16 protein-coding genes are annotated in these 14,315 nt (G+C 67.3%); 11 read left to right on the top strand and 5 right to left on the bottom strand.

Annotated features, from left to right (window positions below; all coding sequences use genetic code 11):
• Positions 1-5: 5 nt before the first annotated feature.
• The 9 genes from SJY41_RS01690 to SJY41_RS01650 all read left to right on the top strand — a co-directional run bounded on the left by SJY41_RS01690 (position 6) and on the right by SJY41_RS01650 (position 7,892).
• Entirely contained in the window at positions 6-1,040 is a 1,035-nt protein-coding gene (locus tag SJY41_RS01690; RefSeq protein WP_380778512.1) for an aldo/keto reductase, read from the top strand.
• Positions 1,041-1,050: 10 nt separating this feature from the next.
• The gene (locus tag SJY41_RS01685) at positions 1,051-2,241 is read left to right on the top strand and encodes an MFS transporter (RefSeq protein WP_380778510.1); all 1,191 of its coding nucleotides are present in this window, start codon (positions 1,051-1,053) and stop codon (positions 2,239-2,241) included.
• A gap of 78 nt (positions 2,242-2,319) precedes the next feature.
• Complete coding sequence (locus SJY41_RS01680) at positions 2,320-3,087, top strand: SDR family oxidoreductase (protein ID WP_380778509.1); 768 nt, start codon at positions 2,320-2,322, stop codon at positions 3,085-3,087.
• Between the two features lie 129 nt (positions 3,088-3,216).
• Positions 3,217-3,879: a PepSY-associated TM helix domain-containing protein gene (locus tag SJY41_RS01675; protein WP_380778507.1), complete on the top strand. Its 663-nt coding sequence runs from the start codon at positions 3,217-3,219 to the stop codon at positions 3,877-3,879.
• Between the two features lie 11 nt (positions 3,880-3,890).
• The gene (locus SJY41_RS01670) at positions 3,891-4,400 is read left to right on the top strand and encodes a DUF2271 domain-containing protein (protein ID WP_380778505.1); all 510 of its coding nucleotides are present in this window, start codon (positions 3,891-3,893) and stop codon (positions 4,398-4,400) included.
• A 13-nt stretch (positions 4,401-4,413) separates the two neighbouring features.
• Positions 4,414-5,253, top strand: a complete 840-nt coding sequence (locus SJY41_RS01665) for a DUF4198 domain-containing protein (protein WP_380778503.1) — start codon at positions 4,414-4,416, stop codon at positions 5,251-5,253.
• Positions 5,254-5,263: 10 nt separating this feature from the next.
• The gene (locus SJY41_RS01660) at positions 5,264-6,235 is read left to right on the top strand and encodes an FAD:protein FMN transferase (RefSeq protein ID WP_380778501.1); all 972 of its coding nucleotides are present in this window, start codon (positions 5,264-5,266) and stop codon (positions 6,233-6,235) included.
• A gap of 177 nt (positions 6,236-6,412) precedes the next feature.
• Positions 6,413-7,159: an NUDIX hydrolase gene (locus tag SJY41_RS01655; RefSeq protein WP_380778500.1), complete on the top strand. Its 747-nt coding sequence runs from the start codon at positions 6,413-6,415 to the stop codon at positions 7,157-7,159.
• 1 nt (position 7,160) lies between these two features.
• Complete coding sequence (locus tag SJY41_RS01650; RefSeq protein ID WP_380778498.1) at positions 7,161-7,892, top strand: extensin family protein; 732 nt, start codon at positions 7,161-7,163, stop codon at positions 7,890-7,892.
• 247 nt (positions 7,893-8,139) lie between these two features.
• On the opposite strand, the gene SJY41_RS01645 is transcribed toward SJY41_RS01650, so the two are convergent.
• From SJY41_RS01645 to SJY41_RS01630, 4 genes are all read right to left on the bottom strand, one after another.
• Positions 8,140-8,694, bottom strand: coding sequence for a hypothetical protein (locus SJY41_RS01645; protein ID WP_380778496.1), 555 nt, complete (start codon positions 8,692-8,694; stop codon positions 8,140-8,142).
• Positions 8,695-8,931: 237 nt separating this feature from the next.
• Complete coding sequence (locus tag SJY41_RS01640; protein WP_380778494.1) at positions 8,932-9,231, bottom strand: hypothetical protein; 300 nt, start codon at positions 9,229-9,231, stop codon at positions 8,932-8,934.
• Between the two features lie 149 nt (positions 9,232-9,380).
• Entirely contained in the window at positions 9,381-10,160 is a 780-nt protein-coding gene (locus tag SJY41_RS01635) for a transglutaminase family protein (RefSeq protein ID WP_380778493.1), read from the bottom strand.
• Between the two features lie 89 nt (positions 10,161-10,249).
• On the bottom strand, positions 10,250-10,999 hold the full coding sequence (locus SJY41_RS01630) for a Bax inhibitor-1/YccA family protein (RefSeq protein WP_380778491.1): 750 nt from the start codon (positions 10,997-10,999) through the stop codon (positions 10,250-10,252).
• Between the two features lie 122 nt (positions 11,000-11,121).
• Here SJY41_RS01630 and thpR point away from each other — a divergent pair, with 122 nt between their 5' ends.
• Positions 11,122-11,667, top strand: coding sequence for an RNA 2',3'-cyclic phosphodiesterase (gene thpR, locus SJY41_RS01625; RefSeq protein WP_380778489.1), 546 nt, complete (start codon positions 11,122-11,124; stop codon positions 11,665-11,667).
• Between the two features lie 44 nt (positions 11,668-11,711).
• Positions 11,712-12,248, top strand: coding sequence for a superoxide dismutase family protein (locus SJY41_RS01620; RefSeq protein WP_380778487.1), 537 nt, complete (start codon positions 11,712-11,714; stop codon positions 12,246-12,248).
• Positions 12,249-12,673: 425 nt separating this feature from the next.
• Here the strand turns inward: SJY41_RS01620 and SJY41_RS01615 are convergent, their stop codons facing one another.
• Entirely contained in the window at positions 12,674-14,242 is a 1,569-nt protein-coding gene (locus SJY41_RS01615; RefSeq protein ID WP_380778485.1) for a spinster family MFS transporter, read from the bottom strand.
• Positions 14,243-14,315: the final 73 nt, after the last annotated feature.

Here is a 14,315-nt window from a genome sequence, read left to right as displayed (position 1 = left end):
TTCGCATGGAATACCGTCAACTGGGTTCATCAGGGCTCCGGGTACCGGTGCTGAGCTTCGGCACCGCAACATTCGGCGGTACCGGGCCACTGTTCGGTGCGTGGGGACGAAGCGACGAGACGGAAGCGCGGCGGCTGGTCGATGTCTGCCTCGATGCGGGCGTCACCCTGTTCGACACCGCCGACGTCTATTCGAACGGTGCTTCGGAGGCGGTATTGGGCGCCGCGATCAAGGGACGCCGCGACCAGGTGCTCGTTTCGACGAAGACCGGCCTGCCGCTCGGTGATGGACCACAGGATTGGGGTGCGTCGCGCTCGCGACTGATCCGCGCGGTCGACGACTCGCTGCGGCGGCTCGGCACCGATTACATCGACCTGCTCCAACTCCACGCGTTCGACGCGTCGACGCCCGCCGAAGAGCTGATGGGTACGCTCGCCGGCCTGATCGCTGCCGGCAAGATACGCTATGCGGGCGTTTCCAACTATCCAGGCTGGCAGGTGATGAAAGCGCAGGCTGTCGCCGATCGCCAGGCCCTGCCCCGGCTCGTGGCGCACCAGGTCTACTACTCGCTCGTCGGCCGCGCCTATGAGGCCGACCTGATGCCGATGGGCGCCGATCAGGGTGTCGGCGCACTGGTGTGGAGCCCACTCGGCTGGGGTCGGCTGACCGGCAAGATCGGACGCGATCGCCCGATTCCCGCGGGTAGCCGTCTACACGACACCGAACAATTCGCGCCACCGGTCGAGGCGGACCATCTGTACCGCGTGATCGACGCGCTGGAAGCGGTCGCTGCCGACACCGGCAAGAGCGTACCGCAGGTCGCGATCAACTGGCTGCTGCGGCGTCCTACCGTCGCCTCGGTGATCATCGGCGCGCGTAACGAGGCACAGCTGCGTGACAATCTCGGCGCCGTCGGCTGGGCGTTATCCTCCGGTCAGGTCGCCGCACTCGACGAGGCCAGCGCCGTGCTACCGCCTTATCCGCACACGCCCTACCGTCAGCAGGAGGGTTTCGCCCGCCTGAACCCATCGCTGGTCTGAGGAACGTACGATGAAGATCAATCCCGGCCTCCTGGCCCTTGCCGTCGGTGCGTTCGGCATCGGCGTCACCGAATTCGCACCGATGGGCCTGCTGCCCGTCATCGCGACCGATCTCGGCGTGTCGATCCCGACGGCGGGATTGCTCATCAGCGCCTATGCACTGGGCGTCGTGATCGGCGCGCCCCTGATGACGTTGACCACCGGGCGGGTACCACGCCGGACGCTGCTGATCGCGCTGGCGGGTATCTTCACTCTCGGCAACCTGCTGGCCGCGGTGTCCACGGGGTACGGCATGTTGATGGCCGCGCGGATCCTCACCTCGTTCAATCATGGCGCGTTTTTCGGGGTCGGCTCGATCGTCGCTGCCAGCCTCGTACCAGCGGAACGCCGCGCGGGGGCAGTCGCGGCCATGTTCATGGGCCTGACGATAGCCAACGTCGTCGGCGTTCCGCTGGCGACCTGGGCGGGCGAGCATCTCGGCTGGCGCGCTGCGTTCTGGGGGATTTCCGGGCTGGGCGTGGCGACGATGGCAGCGTTGCGACTGACGCTGCCGGCGTTGCCCGCGACCCAGGGCAGCGATGCGATGGCGGAACTGCGCGTGCTCACCCGGGGGCCGGTGCTCGGCGCGCTGGGTCTGACCGTGGTCGGCGCCAGCGCGATGTTCACCGTGTTCACCTACATCACGCCGATCCTGCGCGAGGCGACGCACGCGTCGTTGGGGTACGTCACGGCGATGCTGGTGACCTATGGTCTGGGGCTGACTCTCGGCAACTGGCTGGGCGGGCGTTTCGCCGATCGGTCGGTGGACCGCACGCTGATCGTCACGCTCGCGGCGCTGACCCTCATCCTGATCGCATTCGCGCTGCTGATGCCGTTCGCGATCCCTGCCGCGGTCCTGATATTCCTGTGGGGTATCGCCAGCTTCGCGCTAGTCCCGCCACTCCAGATCCGGGTGATGCATGCGGCCGCGGACGCGCCGAATCTCGCGTCGGCGATGAACATCGGTGCGTTCAACCTGGGCAATGCGATCGGCGCGGCGCTCGGTGGCGGCGTGATCGCAGCGGGGCTTGGCTTTCCGGCCGTGGCACTCGCCGGCGCGGCCACCTCGATGCTTGGCCTGCTCGCGGTCATCGTCAGCGTCCGCCGCAACGATGCGTCGCCGTCCTCCCCGGAATTCCGTGCGGTCGCCGATCGTGCGTGATCGCGGGACACGAACTTCGCTTGGAGCGAACATGGCCTGGTCCGCGTTGTATGCCCGGCGACGAGCAGGAGACGATTGATGAACCCGACCGGCAACACCATCCTGATCACCGGCGGCGGCTCGGGTATCGGCGCGGCGCTCGCGCACCGTCTTCACGACGCGGGCAACACGGTGATCGTCGCGGGCCGACGCCAGGAACCGCTGGACGAGACGATCGCGGGTCGCGAGGGCATGCACGCGCTCACGCTGGACATCGACGACCCGGCCGCCATCGAGGCGTTTGCGCGCCGCGTCATCGCCGAGCATCCAACCCTCAACGTGCTGGTCAACAATGCCGGCATCATGAAGCTGGAAGACGCGTCGGCGCGTCGCGACCTCGCCGATGCCGAAGCGACGATCGTCACCAACCTGCTCGGGCCGATCCGGCTCACCAATGCGCTGGTCGACCATCTCGCGGCGCAGTCGGCTGCCACGATCGTCAACCTGACGTCGGGCTTGGCCTATGTCCCGCTGGTGGCGGCGCCGACCTACTCCGCGACCAAGGCCGCGATCCATTCCTACACCGTCAGCCTGCGTCGCGTCCTGGAGGGCAAGGTCGAGGTGATCGAGATCGTCCCGCCCGGCGTGCAGACCGGCCTCACCCCGGGGCAGGAAACCAGGCCCGGCTACATGCCACTCGACGCGTTCGCCGACGAAGTGCTGGCGCTTTGGACGCAGCAACCGACGCCGGGGGAAATCCTCGTCGAGCGCGTCCGGCCTCTGCGTAATGCAGAAGCGGATCATCGATTCCCGGAAACCGTGGTTCAGTTGAACGAGTCGGCGGAGCGGGCACGGCGCGGCGGGTGAACGACGCCGTCGCGGGTAAGCAACTGCGGTCGAGCCAGTGACGACTGTGCAGGCGGTCTGTCGCACGCTATTTTGCTAACCATTCGCAATAGCCTTGATCTGCCTATCGCGAGCCGATAGGCGGTCGCGGTGAACTCGCCCCAAACTCTCGCGCAACAAACGCCACTGGCCGCACCGAAGCGCAAGCGCAGATGGCGCAGCTGGTGGCTCAAACAGTTGCACAACTGGCATTGGATCAGTGCTGCCGTGTCGCTGGTCGGCATGTTCCTGTTCGCGATCACCGGGATCACGCTCAATCACGCGGCGACGATCGGCGCCAAGCCCGTGGTCGTCGACAGGGACGCCGTTCTGTCGCCACCTTTGCTCCGGCTGCTGGCCGCGCCGCATGCGCCGGACGCCCCGCTTCCCGCGCCCGTCGCGTACGGCGTTGCCACCGCAGTCGGCATCGATCCCGCCGGCAAGTCGGTCGAGTGGTCGGATACCGATGCCTATGTCGCACTACCGCGACCCGGCGGCGACGCCTGGGTAAGCATCGATCGCGCGACCGGACGCATCACCGCAGAAACCACCGATCGCGGTTGGATCTCGTATCTGAACGATCTTCACAAGGGTCGGAATGCCGGGGCCGCCTGGGGGTGGTTCATCGATATCTTTGCGGGTGCGTGCATCCTGTTCACGCTGACCGGCCTGCTGTTGTTGCAGCTCCATGCGCGACACCGGCCGCTGACATGGCCGATCGTCGCGGTCGGGCTCGCCATTCCCGTCCTTCTCGCCGTCCTGTTCATTCATTGAGGGGTTTCGTCATGCGTCCGACCAGTTTCCTGTTGCTGGGCGGAGCGATTACCGCTCCTGCCCTGCTTCCCGCCGCGCTCTCGTCCCCTGCGATCGCTGCACCGGGCGGAACCGTGACGATCACGATCCCCCGGCTGAGCGTCGCCGAATATCACAAGCCCTATGTCGCGGTGTGGCTCGAGCCGGTCGGCGGCGGCGCGCCGCGGACGTTGGCGGTCTGGTACGACCTGAAGAAGCGCGGCAACGATCCCGGCACCAAATGGCTTGCCGACCTGCGTGCCTGGTGGCGCAAGGCCGGCCGCAGCATGGCGATGCCGGCCGACGGCGTCAGCGGAGCGACGCGAGCGCCGGGACAGTACACCATTCCCCTGCCAGCGGACGTCAAGCCCGGCCAATATACCCTGAACGTCGAAGCGGCGCGGGAAACCGGCGGCCGTGAACTCGTGTCCGTACCGCTTGCCGCAGGCGCTCGCGCTTCGGGCAAGACAGAGCTCGGCGCCATCACCTCTTCCGCCCGCTAGAAGGATCGCTCAGATGAAGCCTTTCGCCGTACGCCTGATGGCCGCCGCCGCGCTGCTCTCGATCCCCGCAGCTCTGTCCGCGCACCGTATGTGGATGCTGCCGTCCGCCACCGTGTTCTCGGGCACCGATGGCTGGGTGACGGTCGACGCCGCCGTTTCGAACGACCTGTTCTTCTTCGATCACCAGCCGCTCCGTCTCGACGGGGTGAAGGTGTGGCAGCCCGATGGCAGCGCGGGCACGTTGCAGAATGGCGCGACCGGTCGCTACCGCTCGGTGTTCGACGTGCAGCTCGACAAGCCCGGCACGTGGAAGATCGCAACCGAAATGTCCACCGTGATGGGCAGCTTCAAGGTCGACGGCGTCGAAAAGCGGATCGGCATGCGTCGTGGCCCACCGCAGCCCAACGCCCCCGCACCGCTGACCGTCGCCGACATTCCGGCGAACGCCACGGACGTTAAGGTCAGCGAAGTCTCGGGTCGCAACGAGATCTTCGTGACCGCCGGCGCGCCGACCACGACGGTCCTGAAGCCGACCGGCAAGGGCTTGGAATTCGCCCCGATCACGCACCCCGATGAACTGGTCGCGGGCGAGACCGCCAAGTTCCGCTTCCTGGTCGACGGCAAGCCCGCTGCGGGCCTCAAGGTCACGGTGATCCCCGGCGGCAAGCGCTATCGCAACGACGAAGGCGCGCGTGAACTGACGACCGGCGCGGACGGCGTGCTCGGCGTCGACTGGCCGACCGCCGGCATGTACTGGCTCAACGCCACGCTGACCGACGCCAAGGCGACCTCGCCGCGCGCGACCGAGCGGCGGATGAGCTATGTCACGACTCTCGAAGTGCTGACGCCGTAAGGAGCCTGGCATGAGGATTGCGCTGCCGCCGACGATCGACGCCGCGGCCTTCGCGGCGCGCGATCCGGCGGCGGCGGTGTTCGACCTCGACGGCGAGACGATGGGTACGACCTGGAGCGTACGCTTCGCCGCCCCCGTCGGTACCGAACCGTCTCCGATCCGGCAGGCGATCGTCGCGCGACTGGCGAGGCTGGTTGCGGAGATGAGCCACTGGGCGCCCGACTCGCTGCTGTCCCGCTTCAATCGGTCCGCGCCCGGCACCTGGACGACGCTGCCACCGGACTTCGCGCAGGTCATGACCCGCGGCCTGGCCATCGCCGAGACCACTGGCGGCGCCTTCGATCCGGCGATCGGCGCGCTCGTCGATGCGTGGGGGTTCGGTCCCGTTCCCGCCGCAGCCCCCCCGAACGTGGCGGAGATCCAGGCGGCACGCGCGTCGTCCGGCTGGTCGCATCTGTCGTTTCTCGCTTCCGCCGCGCATCTCCACCAGCCCGGCGGCATTGCGCTCGACCTGTCGGGGATCGCCAAGGGCCATGCCGTCGACGCGGTCGCCGACCTGTTGCGCGACGCGGGGATCGCCAACGCGCTGGTCGAGATCGGTGGCGAACTCGTCGGACGTGGCATCCGCCCGGACGGCGATCCGTGGTGGGTCGATCTCGAAACGCCCCCCGGCCTGACACTACCCCCGCTCCGGGTCGCGCTGCACGGCCAGGCGGTTGCGACCTCCGGCGACTATCGCCGCGGCGCGCATACGCTCGACCCGCGCACCGGGCATCCGATCGACACGCATGTCGTGTCCGTTAGCGTGATCCACCAGACCGCGCTCGACGCCGACGCCTGGGCCACGGCGCTGACCGTGCTCGGCCCGGACGGCCTCGACCTCGCGCGCGACCAAGAGATCGCCGCGCGGCTCGTCACCGAGATCGGCGGCACCGTACGCGAATATCTGACGCCCGCTCTGTCCGCGATGCTCGAAGGCTGACTACTGTCATGCCCCCTCAGGCGGGAACCGATGTTGGCAAGCCGCACGCTTGACCGCAACCGTTCGAGCGTCTGGTCGCCGCCTCCGCGGGGATGACCATCCCGATACGCCTAACCGGTCCACGCCGAAGCACCCCGCGACGCTACCCGATCGCCCGCCGACGCGTTACCCAAGGCAATGACCGAAGCGCTCCCTCCCGCCATCCCCGCCGCCACCCTGGTGATCTTCCGCGGCGCGGACCTGCTCATGGTCGAGCGCGCCAAGGCGATGGCGTTCGCCGGCGGCGCGCTGGTGTTTCCCGGCGGACGCGTCGATCCCGGCGACCACGCACTCGCCGCGCTGCTCGGCCGCGACGACGACGAGACCGCCGCGCGCATCGCCGCGATCCGCGAGACGATCGAGGAAGCCGGCCTGCCGATCGGCCTGTCGCCGATACCTTCCCCGCACGCGTTCGAACGGTTGCGCGCGGCGCTCCACGCAGGCCGCGCGTTCGGCGAGGCGCTTACCGAAGCGGGCACCGCGCTAGACCTCGACGCGCTCGAATATTTCGCGCGGTGGCGGCCGGCCCATGCGCACGCGCGCATTTTCGACACGCGTTTCTATCTCGCTCGCCTGCCCGCCGACGCTCCAGCTGCGCGCGTCGACGCGACCGAGAACGTCCGCCTGCTCTGGGCCACCGCCGCGCACATCCTTGCCGAGACCGACGCCGGGCGCGCCACGATCATCTTCCCCACTCGCCGCAACCTGGAACGCCTCGCGCCGTTCGCCGATTTCGAGGCGGCGGTCGCCGACGCCCGCGCGCATCCGGTGCGGACCGTCACGCCGTGGACCGAGCAGCGCGACGGCGTCGAGCATCTCTGCATCCCCGACGACCTCGGCTATCCGGTGACGTCGGAGCCGATGTCGGACGCGGTGCGCGGCTGACATGCGCGCGGTGCGGCGGACGATAGGGTGGCTGGTAGCACTCGCCGTTGCCGCGACGCTCGCCTTGATGCTCTGGTCCGGCTTGCGCGGTCGACCGCAGGACGTGCCCTGGGCGCCGCTCGATCTCGGCCAGTCGATCGGCATGTTCACCGGCCGCAAGCTCACCGCGCTGACCGAGGATTTCCCGCAATGCCGCGCGCTGCTCGATCGCGCGGGTGTGCGCTACACGGTCCTGCCGCCGCGCAAGGGCGAAGGGCAATGCGGTTATGCGGACGGCGTGCGGCTCGCGAACGAAGGCGCGCGCCGGATTGCCTTCGCGCCGCCGGGACTGGGTGTGGCGTGCCCCGTCGCGGCGGCGCTGTCGATGTGGGAATGGGACGTCGTCCAGCCCGCGGCCGAACGTCATTTCGGCGCTCGCGTCGCGACGATCGATCATTTCGGCAGCTATAGTTGCCGCCGCATCGCGGGCAGTCACGCCGGCAACTGGAGCGAACATTCGACCGCCGACGCCGTCGACATCGCCGGCTTCCGCCTGACGAACGGCACCCGAATTACGGTCGCGCGAGACTGGAAGGGGGATGGTGCGAAGGCAGCTTTCCTCCGCGAAGTGCGCGACGGGGCCTGTCAGCTGTTCGCGACCACGCTGTCCCCCGACTACAATGCCGCCCACGCCGACCATTTGCACCTCGACCAGGCAAACCGTGGCGCGACGGGTTGGCGCGCGTGCCGGTGAACCCAGTTGCCGGTCTAGCCTAGGCCCACTCCCCCAGGCACCACCTCGGCGAACGCCGGGGTCCAATTGGGAGCCGCCGATAACGGAGGACAGCGCGGCGTTACCGCAACCTCACCGATTGGGCCCCGGCCTGCGCGGGGGTGGATGGTGAACAGGGGAACGGCAACTTCCGATCGTTGAGGATCACGCTCCAGTCAGCGGCATAGCGACCGAACGATCTTCTCACTCAGACTGCAGCACACCCCGCTCAACTTGCCAGCGTCGTCCCAGAATCCACCTTCTCCACCCAATACGGGAAGAACGCAGGCTGTCGGTTCGACCAGCCCGACGCGGTCGCCGCCGCCTCACTGATCGACTGCAACAGCTTGCGCCGCAGTTCGGGATGCAGATGCGGCAGTGCGGCGGCGGCACAGAATGCGGAGGGCAACCACGGCCGAACCTCCGCTCCGATCAACCGCTCGTACAAAAACCGCAACGCCGAGAAGCTCGTCAACCGCCCCTGCCCCAGGTCGAACGCCACCAAGGTCATCAACGGCGCCAGGAACGGCTCGATCGCGTCGAGACCGCTGTCATCGGGCACCATCGCACGCAGATCGGGCAGGTTATTGTACAGTCGCGCCTGCGCCCGGATACTCGCCGCCTCGACCACGTCGCGCGACCAGCGCAGCATTGCGTCTTCGCGGTCCAGGCCAACGTCGAGCGAGCGCCGGATGTAGCGCTGCGTCGAACTCGGAAACCCGGCAAATTCCTTCATCTCGGCGAGCGTCATCGAGCCCTGTGCCGGTTTCATTCTGGAAGCCATGTCGTCACCCTCCCCTTGCTCAAGGAACCGGCAGACTTTGCGCCAGGATGGTTAACAACGACCCTTAGCGCGTCATCTTTCCGTAACGCCAAGCGACCATGAAAGCTGTTGCACTGCAACAAGGCTGCGACGAACCGAACGTTTGCGTGCGATTTGGTCGCGCAGCGAGGCGTCCGGGCAACAAAAAAGCGCCGGTCGTTGCCGACCAGCGCCCATTCCCTCAGCGAAACCCGAAGGTTACGACTGCTTTTCGCGCAGTGCCCGCTCGGCGTCCTCGTCATAGCCCGACGACTTCGCAGGGCCCTGGTTGTGGACCGGCTGGGTCGAGGCGGGCGGATCGCTGGCGTCCATCGATTCGTCGAGCGCATTGTCGAGCCGCGCATCGCTGCTTTCGGGGTTCTTCTGCAGGCGCTTGCCGATCGACTTGTCCTGCCCCGCTTCCTGTCGCGGATCATGCCCGGAGGATGTCTCGCCCGCGTCCTTGTCGTCCGGCGCCACGGACAGACTGTCCAGCGCGCTCTTGTCTATGTCGGTCATAACGACGTTTCCCTCTAAACCGTGCCACTATCAACGGTTCAAGCGAAGGTGTGTTCCTCCCCTGTTTCCCCGCGAAGGCGGGGACCCAGCCTGGGCGTCCGCCATCGCGGGAGAACAAGGAAGACGAGGAGCGGTCGCGGCCATCCTGCTCAATCCAGCGGCGTGACCCTCACCGTCTGCTCCCAGAGGTTCGCCTGCCCGAACACCGTCATGAACGCGATGTCGGTCGCGTCGCGCCCTACGCAGACCCGCGCGATATCGCTGCACGTCGCCATCTTGGTCGCATCGATCAGCCGCCAGTCCCCCGCCAGCCACAGCTCCGCCACCGCATGGAAATCGGGCGGATCGACGCCCGGCGCATAGGCCGACACGCACCGCGCCGGAATCCCGCCCGCGCGCGCCAGCGACACCAGCAAATGCGAATAGTCGCGGCACACCCCCGACCGCGACGCGAACGTGTCGAGCGCCGTCGTCTCGCCGCTGCTCGATCCGCATCGGTAATCGAGCGACTGGTACACCCATTCGGTCAGCGCCGCCGCCAGCGGCCCCCCTTCCAGCCCGCCGAACTCGCGCGCGACGAACCCCTCGAACCGATCGGAAGGACAATAACGGCTCGGCATCAGATATGGCGTCAGCTCCCCGTCGAGCATCCGCGGCGGCGTCGCCGGATACAGTTCGAGCTGCACCCGCTCGCGATTGACGGCGACGATCGCCTTGTACTCGGCGGTGAAGCGTCCGTGCCCGCGCGACCAGCAGCGCTGGCCGATCCCGTCCTCGCCGCGCACCGCGCGGATCGGGCTGTCGGACCACAGGGTCAGCGACTCGGACTCGATCTTCTGGTCGGCCATCGCCGCCGCTTCGATCTGGAGGAGCACGTCGGCGTCCCCCGTGATCCCGTAATCCAGACGCACGTCGATCGAGAGCCGCATTGCGCGTCCCATTCCTGTCCCCAAGGCCAAAGAAAAAGGGCCCGGCGGTGTCCCGCCGAGCCCTGCGTTCGTCACACCCTTAGCGGGAGTTAGTTACGGCTGCTACCAAACAGACGCAGCACGAACATGAACATGTTGATAAAGTCGAGGTAGAGGCTCAGCGCCGCCATGATCACGACCTTGCCGACCATGTCGGTGCCGGCGACCTGCGCATACAGGCTCTTGGTACGCTGCGTGTCGTAGGCGGTGAGGCCGGCGAACAGCAGCACGCCGACGCCGCTGATGACCAGCTGCATGACGCCCGACTGCAGGAAGATGTTGATGATGCTCGCGACCAGCAGGCCGACGACGCCGATGATCAGGAACGTCCCGAACGCCGACAGGTCGCGCTTGGTGGTGTAGCCGTACAGGCTCAGCGCGGCGAAACCAGCAGCAGTGGCGAAGAACGCACCCGCGATCGACGTGCCGCTATAGACCAGGAAGATGGTCGACATCGACAGGCCCATCAGCACGGCAAAGCCCCAGAAGAGCATTTGCATCGTGCCGGTGCTCATGCGGTTCTGGCCGTAGCTCATGCCGAACACGATCGCGAGCGGCGAGAACATGATGACGTACTTCAGGATACCGCCGCTCATGAACACCTGTGCGGCAGGCGACTCGATGCCGCCCATCGCGAACAGCATCGCGACGATGCCGGTCAGCAGGACTGCCGAGCCCATGTAGTTATACACGGACAGCATGTACGAGCGGAGGCCAGCGTCATAGGCCTCGGTACGCTGGCCCGTGGCCGTCGTTCCGAACGGCGCGGCCCGGGGCCGGGGGTCAGACCAATTAGCCATAATGAAATCAGCTCCTTTGTCCGGCATCGCGCCGGTTACGGTGAATATCGTCCTTTGCGGGACGTATTTCAAGCAGAGTGGTTGCATCGGCCCACCGGATCGCGGTTAACCTGCCGCAAGCCATGATCCGCCTTTTCGTCGCCCTCCGCCCGCCACCCGCTATCCGTCAGAGCTTGCTCGACATAATGGAGGGGGTCCCCGTCGCGCGCTGGCAGGACGACGACCAACTGCACGTGACCCTCCGCTTCGTCGGCGAGGTCGAACGGCCGGTCGCCGAGGATGTCGCGGTCGCGTTGAGCCAGATCGTCGCGCCCGTCCCGAGCGTATCGCTAGCCGGAGTCGGTCGGTTCGAGAAGCGCGGGCGAACCGATACCTTATGGGCCGGCGTGACCCCGCACGATGCGCTGGCGGCGCTTCACCGCAAGGTCGATCAGGCCTGCGTCAGGGCCGGCCTCGCCCCCGAACACCGTGCCTACCTGCCGCACATCACGGTCGCCCGCCTGGCCCGGTCCGCCGGTGTCGATCCGGCGATCGACCATTGGATCGCGGATCATGCGGGCATGGCGAGCCCCCTCTTCCCGCTGACCCACCTCGTCCTGTATCAGAGCCATCTGGGACGCGACGGCGCCACTTACGAACCGGTCGCCCGCTGGGCGCTCGGAACCTGAGCGGCAGCGGCGGGTTCGCAAGACTATCACCTGGGAGACACGATATGCGGATTGCGACTTTGGCGCTGCTCGGCGCGGCGACGATCGGGCTGACCGCCTGCGACAAGAGCGGCGTCGACACCGGCACGCCGGTCGCCGGCGGCCAGCGCGCGACCGCGATGCTGCAGAACGCGAACGGCGTCGACGTCGGCCGCGCCACCGCCACCGAAGTCGCCGGCGGCATCCGCTTCACGCTCGACGCCAAGGCGCTGCCGGCCGGGACGCATGGTTCGCACATCCACATGGTCGGCCGCTGCGACGCGCCCGACTTCACCACGGCTGGCGGCCACTGGAACCCGACCGGCATGAAGCATGGCAGCATGAACCCGCAGGGGCCGCATGAGGGCGACCTGCCCAACCTGATCGTCGGCACCGACGGCCGCGGCACGATCGGCATCACCATTCCGGGTGCGACGATGGCCGGTCTGCTGGATGCGGATGGCGCCGCGTTCGTGGTCCATGCGGGCGCCGACGATCTGATGACCGACCCGTCGGGCAACAGCGGCGGACGGATTGCCTGCGGGGTGTTCCAGGCGGGTTGATCAGGAGCGCCCCTCTCCTGCAATGAGAGGGGCGCTTCTGAACGCACATCACACCTCCGGGCGAGCCGACGAGGACCTTATCGAATCGCCGTCCCACCCTGTCCGTTCGTGCTAAATAGAGTCCAAGTTACCGCCGCGGGCGGTGTACCGAGGCCTCGTATCGAAATACTCTCGACGCGCGTCGACCTGCGCCCTTTTTCGTTCGCCCTGACCGAAGTCGAGGGGTACGCCCCACGCGCTAACCTGCCCCCTCCCGTTCGCCCTGAGCGAAGTCGAAGGGTATGCCCCACGCGCTAACCTGCCCCCCTTCCGTTCGCCCTGAGCGAAGTCGAAGGGTAGGCCCATGCGCAGGTGCTTCGACTTCGCTCAGCACGAACGGGAGGGGTAATCGGGAGGGTTAAACAGGTGGCGTTGGATAGAGAGGGCTAAACTGCCTCCCCAGCCGCCCGCGCCCGAGCCTCCCGCGTAGCCTCAGCCCCAGGCGCCAACCGATACGCCGCAATCGCACACGCCAAAGTAATCGGCGTCACCACCAGCAACGACAGCATGCCCGTCGACAGGCTCCCGGTCAGCGTCGACACCCGCCCCGCCATATACGGCCCGAGCGCCAGCCCGATCAGCGTTGTCCCGATGAAGAACGTCGCGGTCGCGGTCCCTCGCATCCGCGGCAGCACCATGTCCTGCGTCGTCGCCGCCGCCGCGCCCAGCGCACACGACGCGGTCAACTGCGCCAGAAAAATCCCGGCATAGAACGCGGTCGGCGACGACGCGGTGAAGGCGAGGATCAGGAACGGCACCGGCACCACCGCCCCGAAGATCACCACCCACAAACGCCCTGCCGGATTACGCTGCCGCAACCGATCCGACACCACGCCGCCGATCGTCAGCCCGAGGAACCCTGCAGTCGCGCCGAGGCTGCCGATCATGAAACCCGCAGACGAGGGCGTCGCGCCAAGCTCGCGCAACGCGTAGGGCGCTGCCCAGAAGCTCGCGGCGTAGCTCAGGAACGCGTTCAGCCCATAGGCGACTACCGTGCACAGAAACGCCGGCGTCCCGACGATCAGCGCAAAGGTCGGCGGATCACGCCGCTTCAGGGCCGACGCCCATGAGAACACCGCATACACGCCGATCCCGATCGCCACCCATTGCGGCCAGGGCTCGCCCGCCGCGACCAGCGCCGACACCGCCGCGGCCACGACCGCCAGTGCGACCAGGTTATACCCGAGCGCACGAGCACCGCCCATCGCCGCACCGATCAGCGTCAGCGGCGGCACGATCGTGACCAGTTCGGCGCCGAACGCGCGGAACGGCGCCGGGTGCTTCTCCGGCTCGGGCAGCCCCTCGACAAGCCCGCGGATAGGTTCCTTCAACGTCGCGATCCACAGCGCGAGCAGGAGCCCTGGCACGCCCACCGCCATGAAGGCAGCCTGCCAGCCGACCAGCCCAAGCGGCCCGCCGCCCGGATAAGCCTTGTTCCAGCCCTGCACGATCAGTCCGCCGATGAACAACGAACACCCGCCGCCGACGTACAATCCGGCCGAGTAGATCGACAGGGCCGTCGCCCGCAGGCGTTTGGGAAAATAGTCCGAGATGATCGAATAGGCCGACGGACTCGCGGTCGCCTCGCCGATCCCTACCCCGATCCGCGCGGCGGCAAGGTGCCCACCGGTTCGCGAAAAGCCAGACAGCGCGGTCATTACCGACCACAGCGACAACCCGATCGTCATCAGCCTCACGCGGTGCCAATTGTCCGCCAACCGCCCGAGCGGAATGCCGAACAGCGAATAGAACACGCCGAACGCGGTGCCATACAGAAAGCCCAGATCTTGGTCCTTCAGCCCCAGGTCGCGCTTGATGTCCTCCGCCAGGATCGAGATGATCTGCCGGTCGACGAAGTTCAGCACATAGACGAGGAACAGGATCGACAGCACGTACCAGGCATAGCGCGACGCGCCCTTTTCCGGCTCGTCCACGATGGTTTGCGCAGCTGCCATGACCCCTCCTCGATTGTTTTCGAGCTATGGGTATCAGAGCGGGCTAGAGAGAAACAGCGCTTTCGATTGATTC

Source organism: Sphingomonas sp. R86520 (assembly GCF_042466285.1).
Lineage (GTDB): Bacteria > Pseudomonadota > Alphaproteobacteria > Sphingomonadales > Sphingomonadaceae > Sphingomonas.
Note: the sequence above shows the minus strand (reverse complement) of the source record. Positions and strands in the feature narration are given on the sequence as shown.

Coding starts and splice junctions, on each gene's coding strand:
- SJY41_RS01690 (WP_380778512.1), top strand. CDS start 6: ATGGAATACCGTCAACTGGGTTCATCAGGGCTCCGGGTACCGGTGCTG.
- SJY41_RS01685 (WP_380778510.1), top strand. CDS start 1,051: ATGAAGATCAATCCCGGCCTCCTGGCCCTTGCCGTCGGTGCGTTCGGC.
- SJY41_RS01680 (WP_380778509.1), top strand. CDS start 2,320: ATGAACCCGACCGGCAACACCATCCTGATCACCGGCGGCGGCTCGGGT.
- SJY41_RS01670 (WP_380778505.1), top strand. CDS start 3,891: ATGCGTCCGACCAGTTTCCTGTTGCTGGGCGGAGCGATTACCGCTCCT.
- SJY41_RS01665 (WP_380778503.1), top strand. CDS start 4,414: ATGAAGCCTTTCGCCGTACGCCTGATGGCCGCCGCCGCGCTGCTCTCG.
- SJY41_RS01660 (WP_380778501.1), top strand. CDS start 5,264: ATGAGGATTGCGCTGCCGCCGACGATCGACGCCGCGGCCTTCGCGGCG.
- SJY41_RS01655 (WP_380778500.1), top strand. CDS start 6,413: ATGACCGAAGCGCTCCCTCCCGCCATCCCCGCCGCCACCCTGGTGATC.
- SJY41_RS01650 (WP_380778498.1), top strand. CDS start 7,161: ATGCGCGCGGTGCGGCGGACGATAGGGTGGCTGGTAGCACTCGCCGTT.
- SJY41_RS01645 (WP_380778496.1), bottom strand. CDS start 8,694: ATGGCTTCCAGAATGAAACCGGCACAGGGCTCGATGACGCTCGCCGAG.
- SJY41_RS01640 (WP_380778494.1), bottom strand. CDS start 9,231: ATGACCGACATAGACAAGAGCGCGCTGGACAGTCTGTCCGTGGCGCCG.
- SJY41_RS01635 (WP_380778493.1), bottom strand. CDS start 10,160: ATGCGGCTCTCGATCGACGTGCGTCTGGATTACGGGATCACGGGGGAC.
- SJY41_RS01630 (WP_380778491.1), bottom strand. CDS start 10,999: ATGGCTAATTGGTCTGACCCCCGGCCCCGGGCCGCGCCGTTCGGAACG.
- thpR (WP_380778489.1), top strand. CDS start 11,122: ATGATCCGCCTTTTCGTCGCCCTCCGCCCGCCACCCGCTATCCGTCAG.
- SJY41_RS01620 (WP_380778487.1), top strand. CDS start 11,712: ATGCGGATTGCGACTTTGGCGCTGCTCGGCGCGGCGACGATCGGGCTG.
- SJY41_RS01615 (WP_380778485.1), bottom strand. CDS start 14,242: ATGGCAGCTGCGCAAACCATCGTGGACGAGCCGGAAAAGGGCGCGTCG.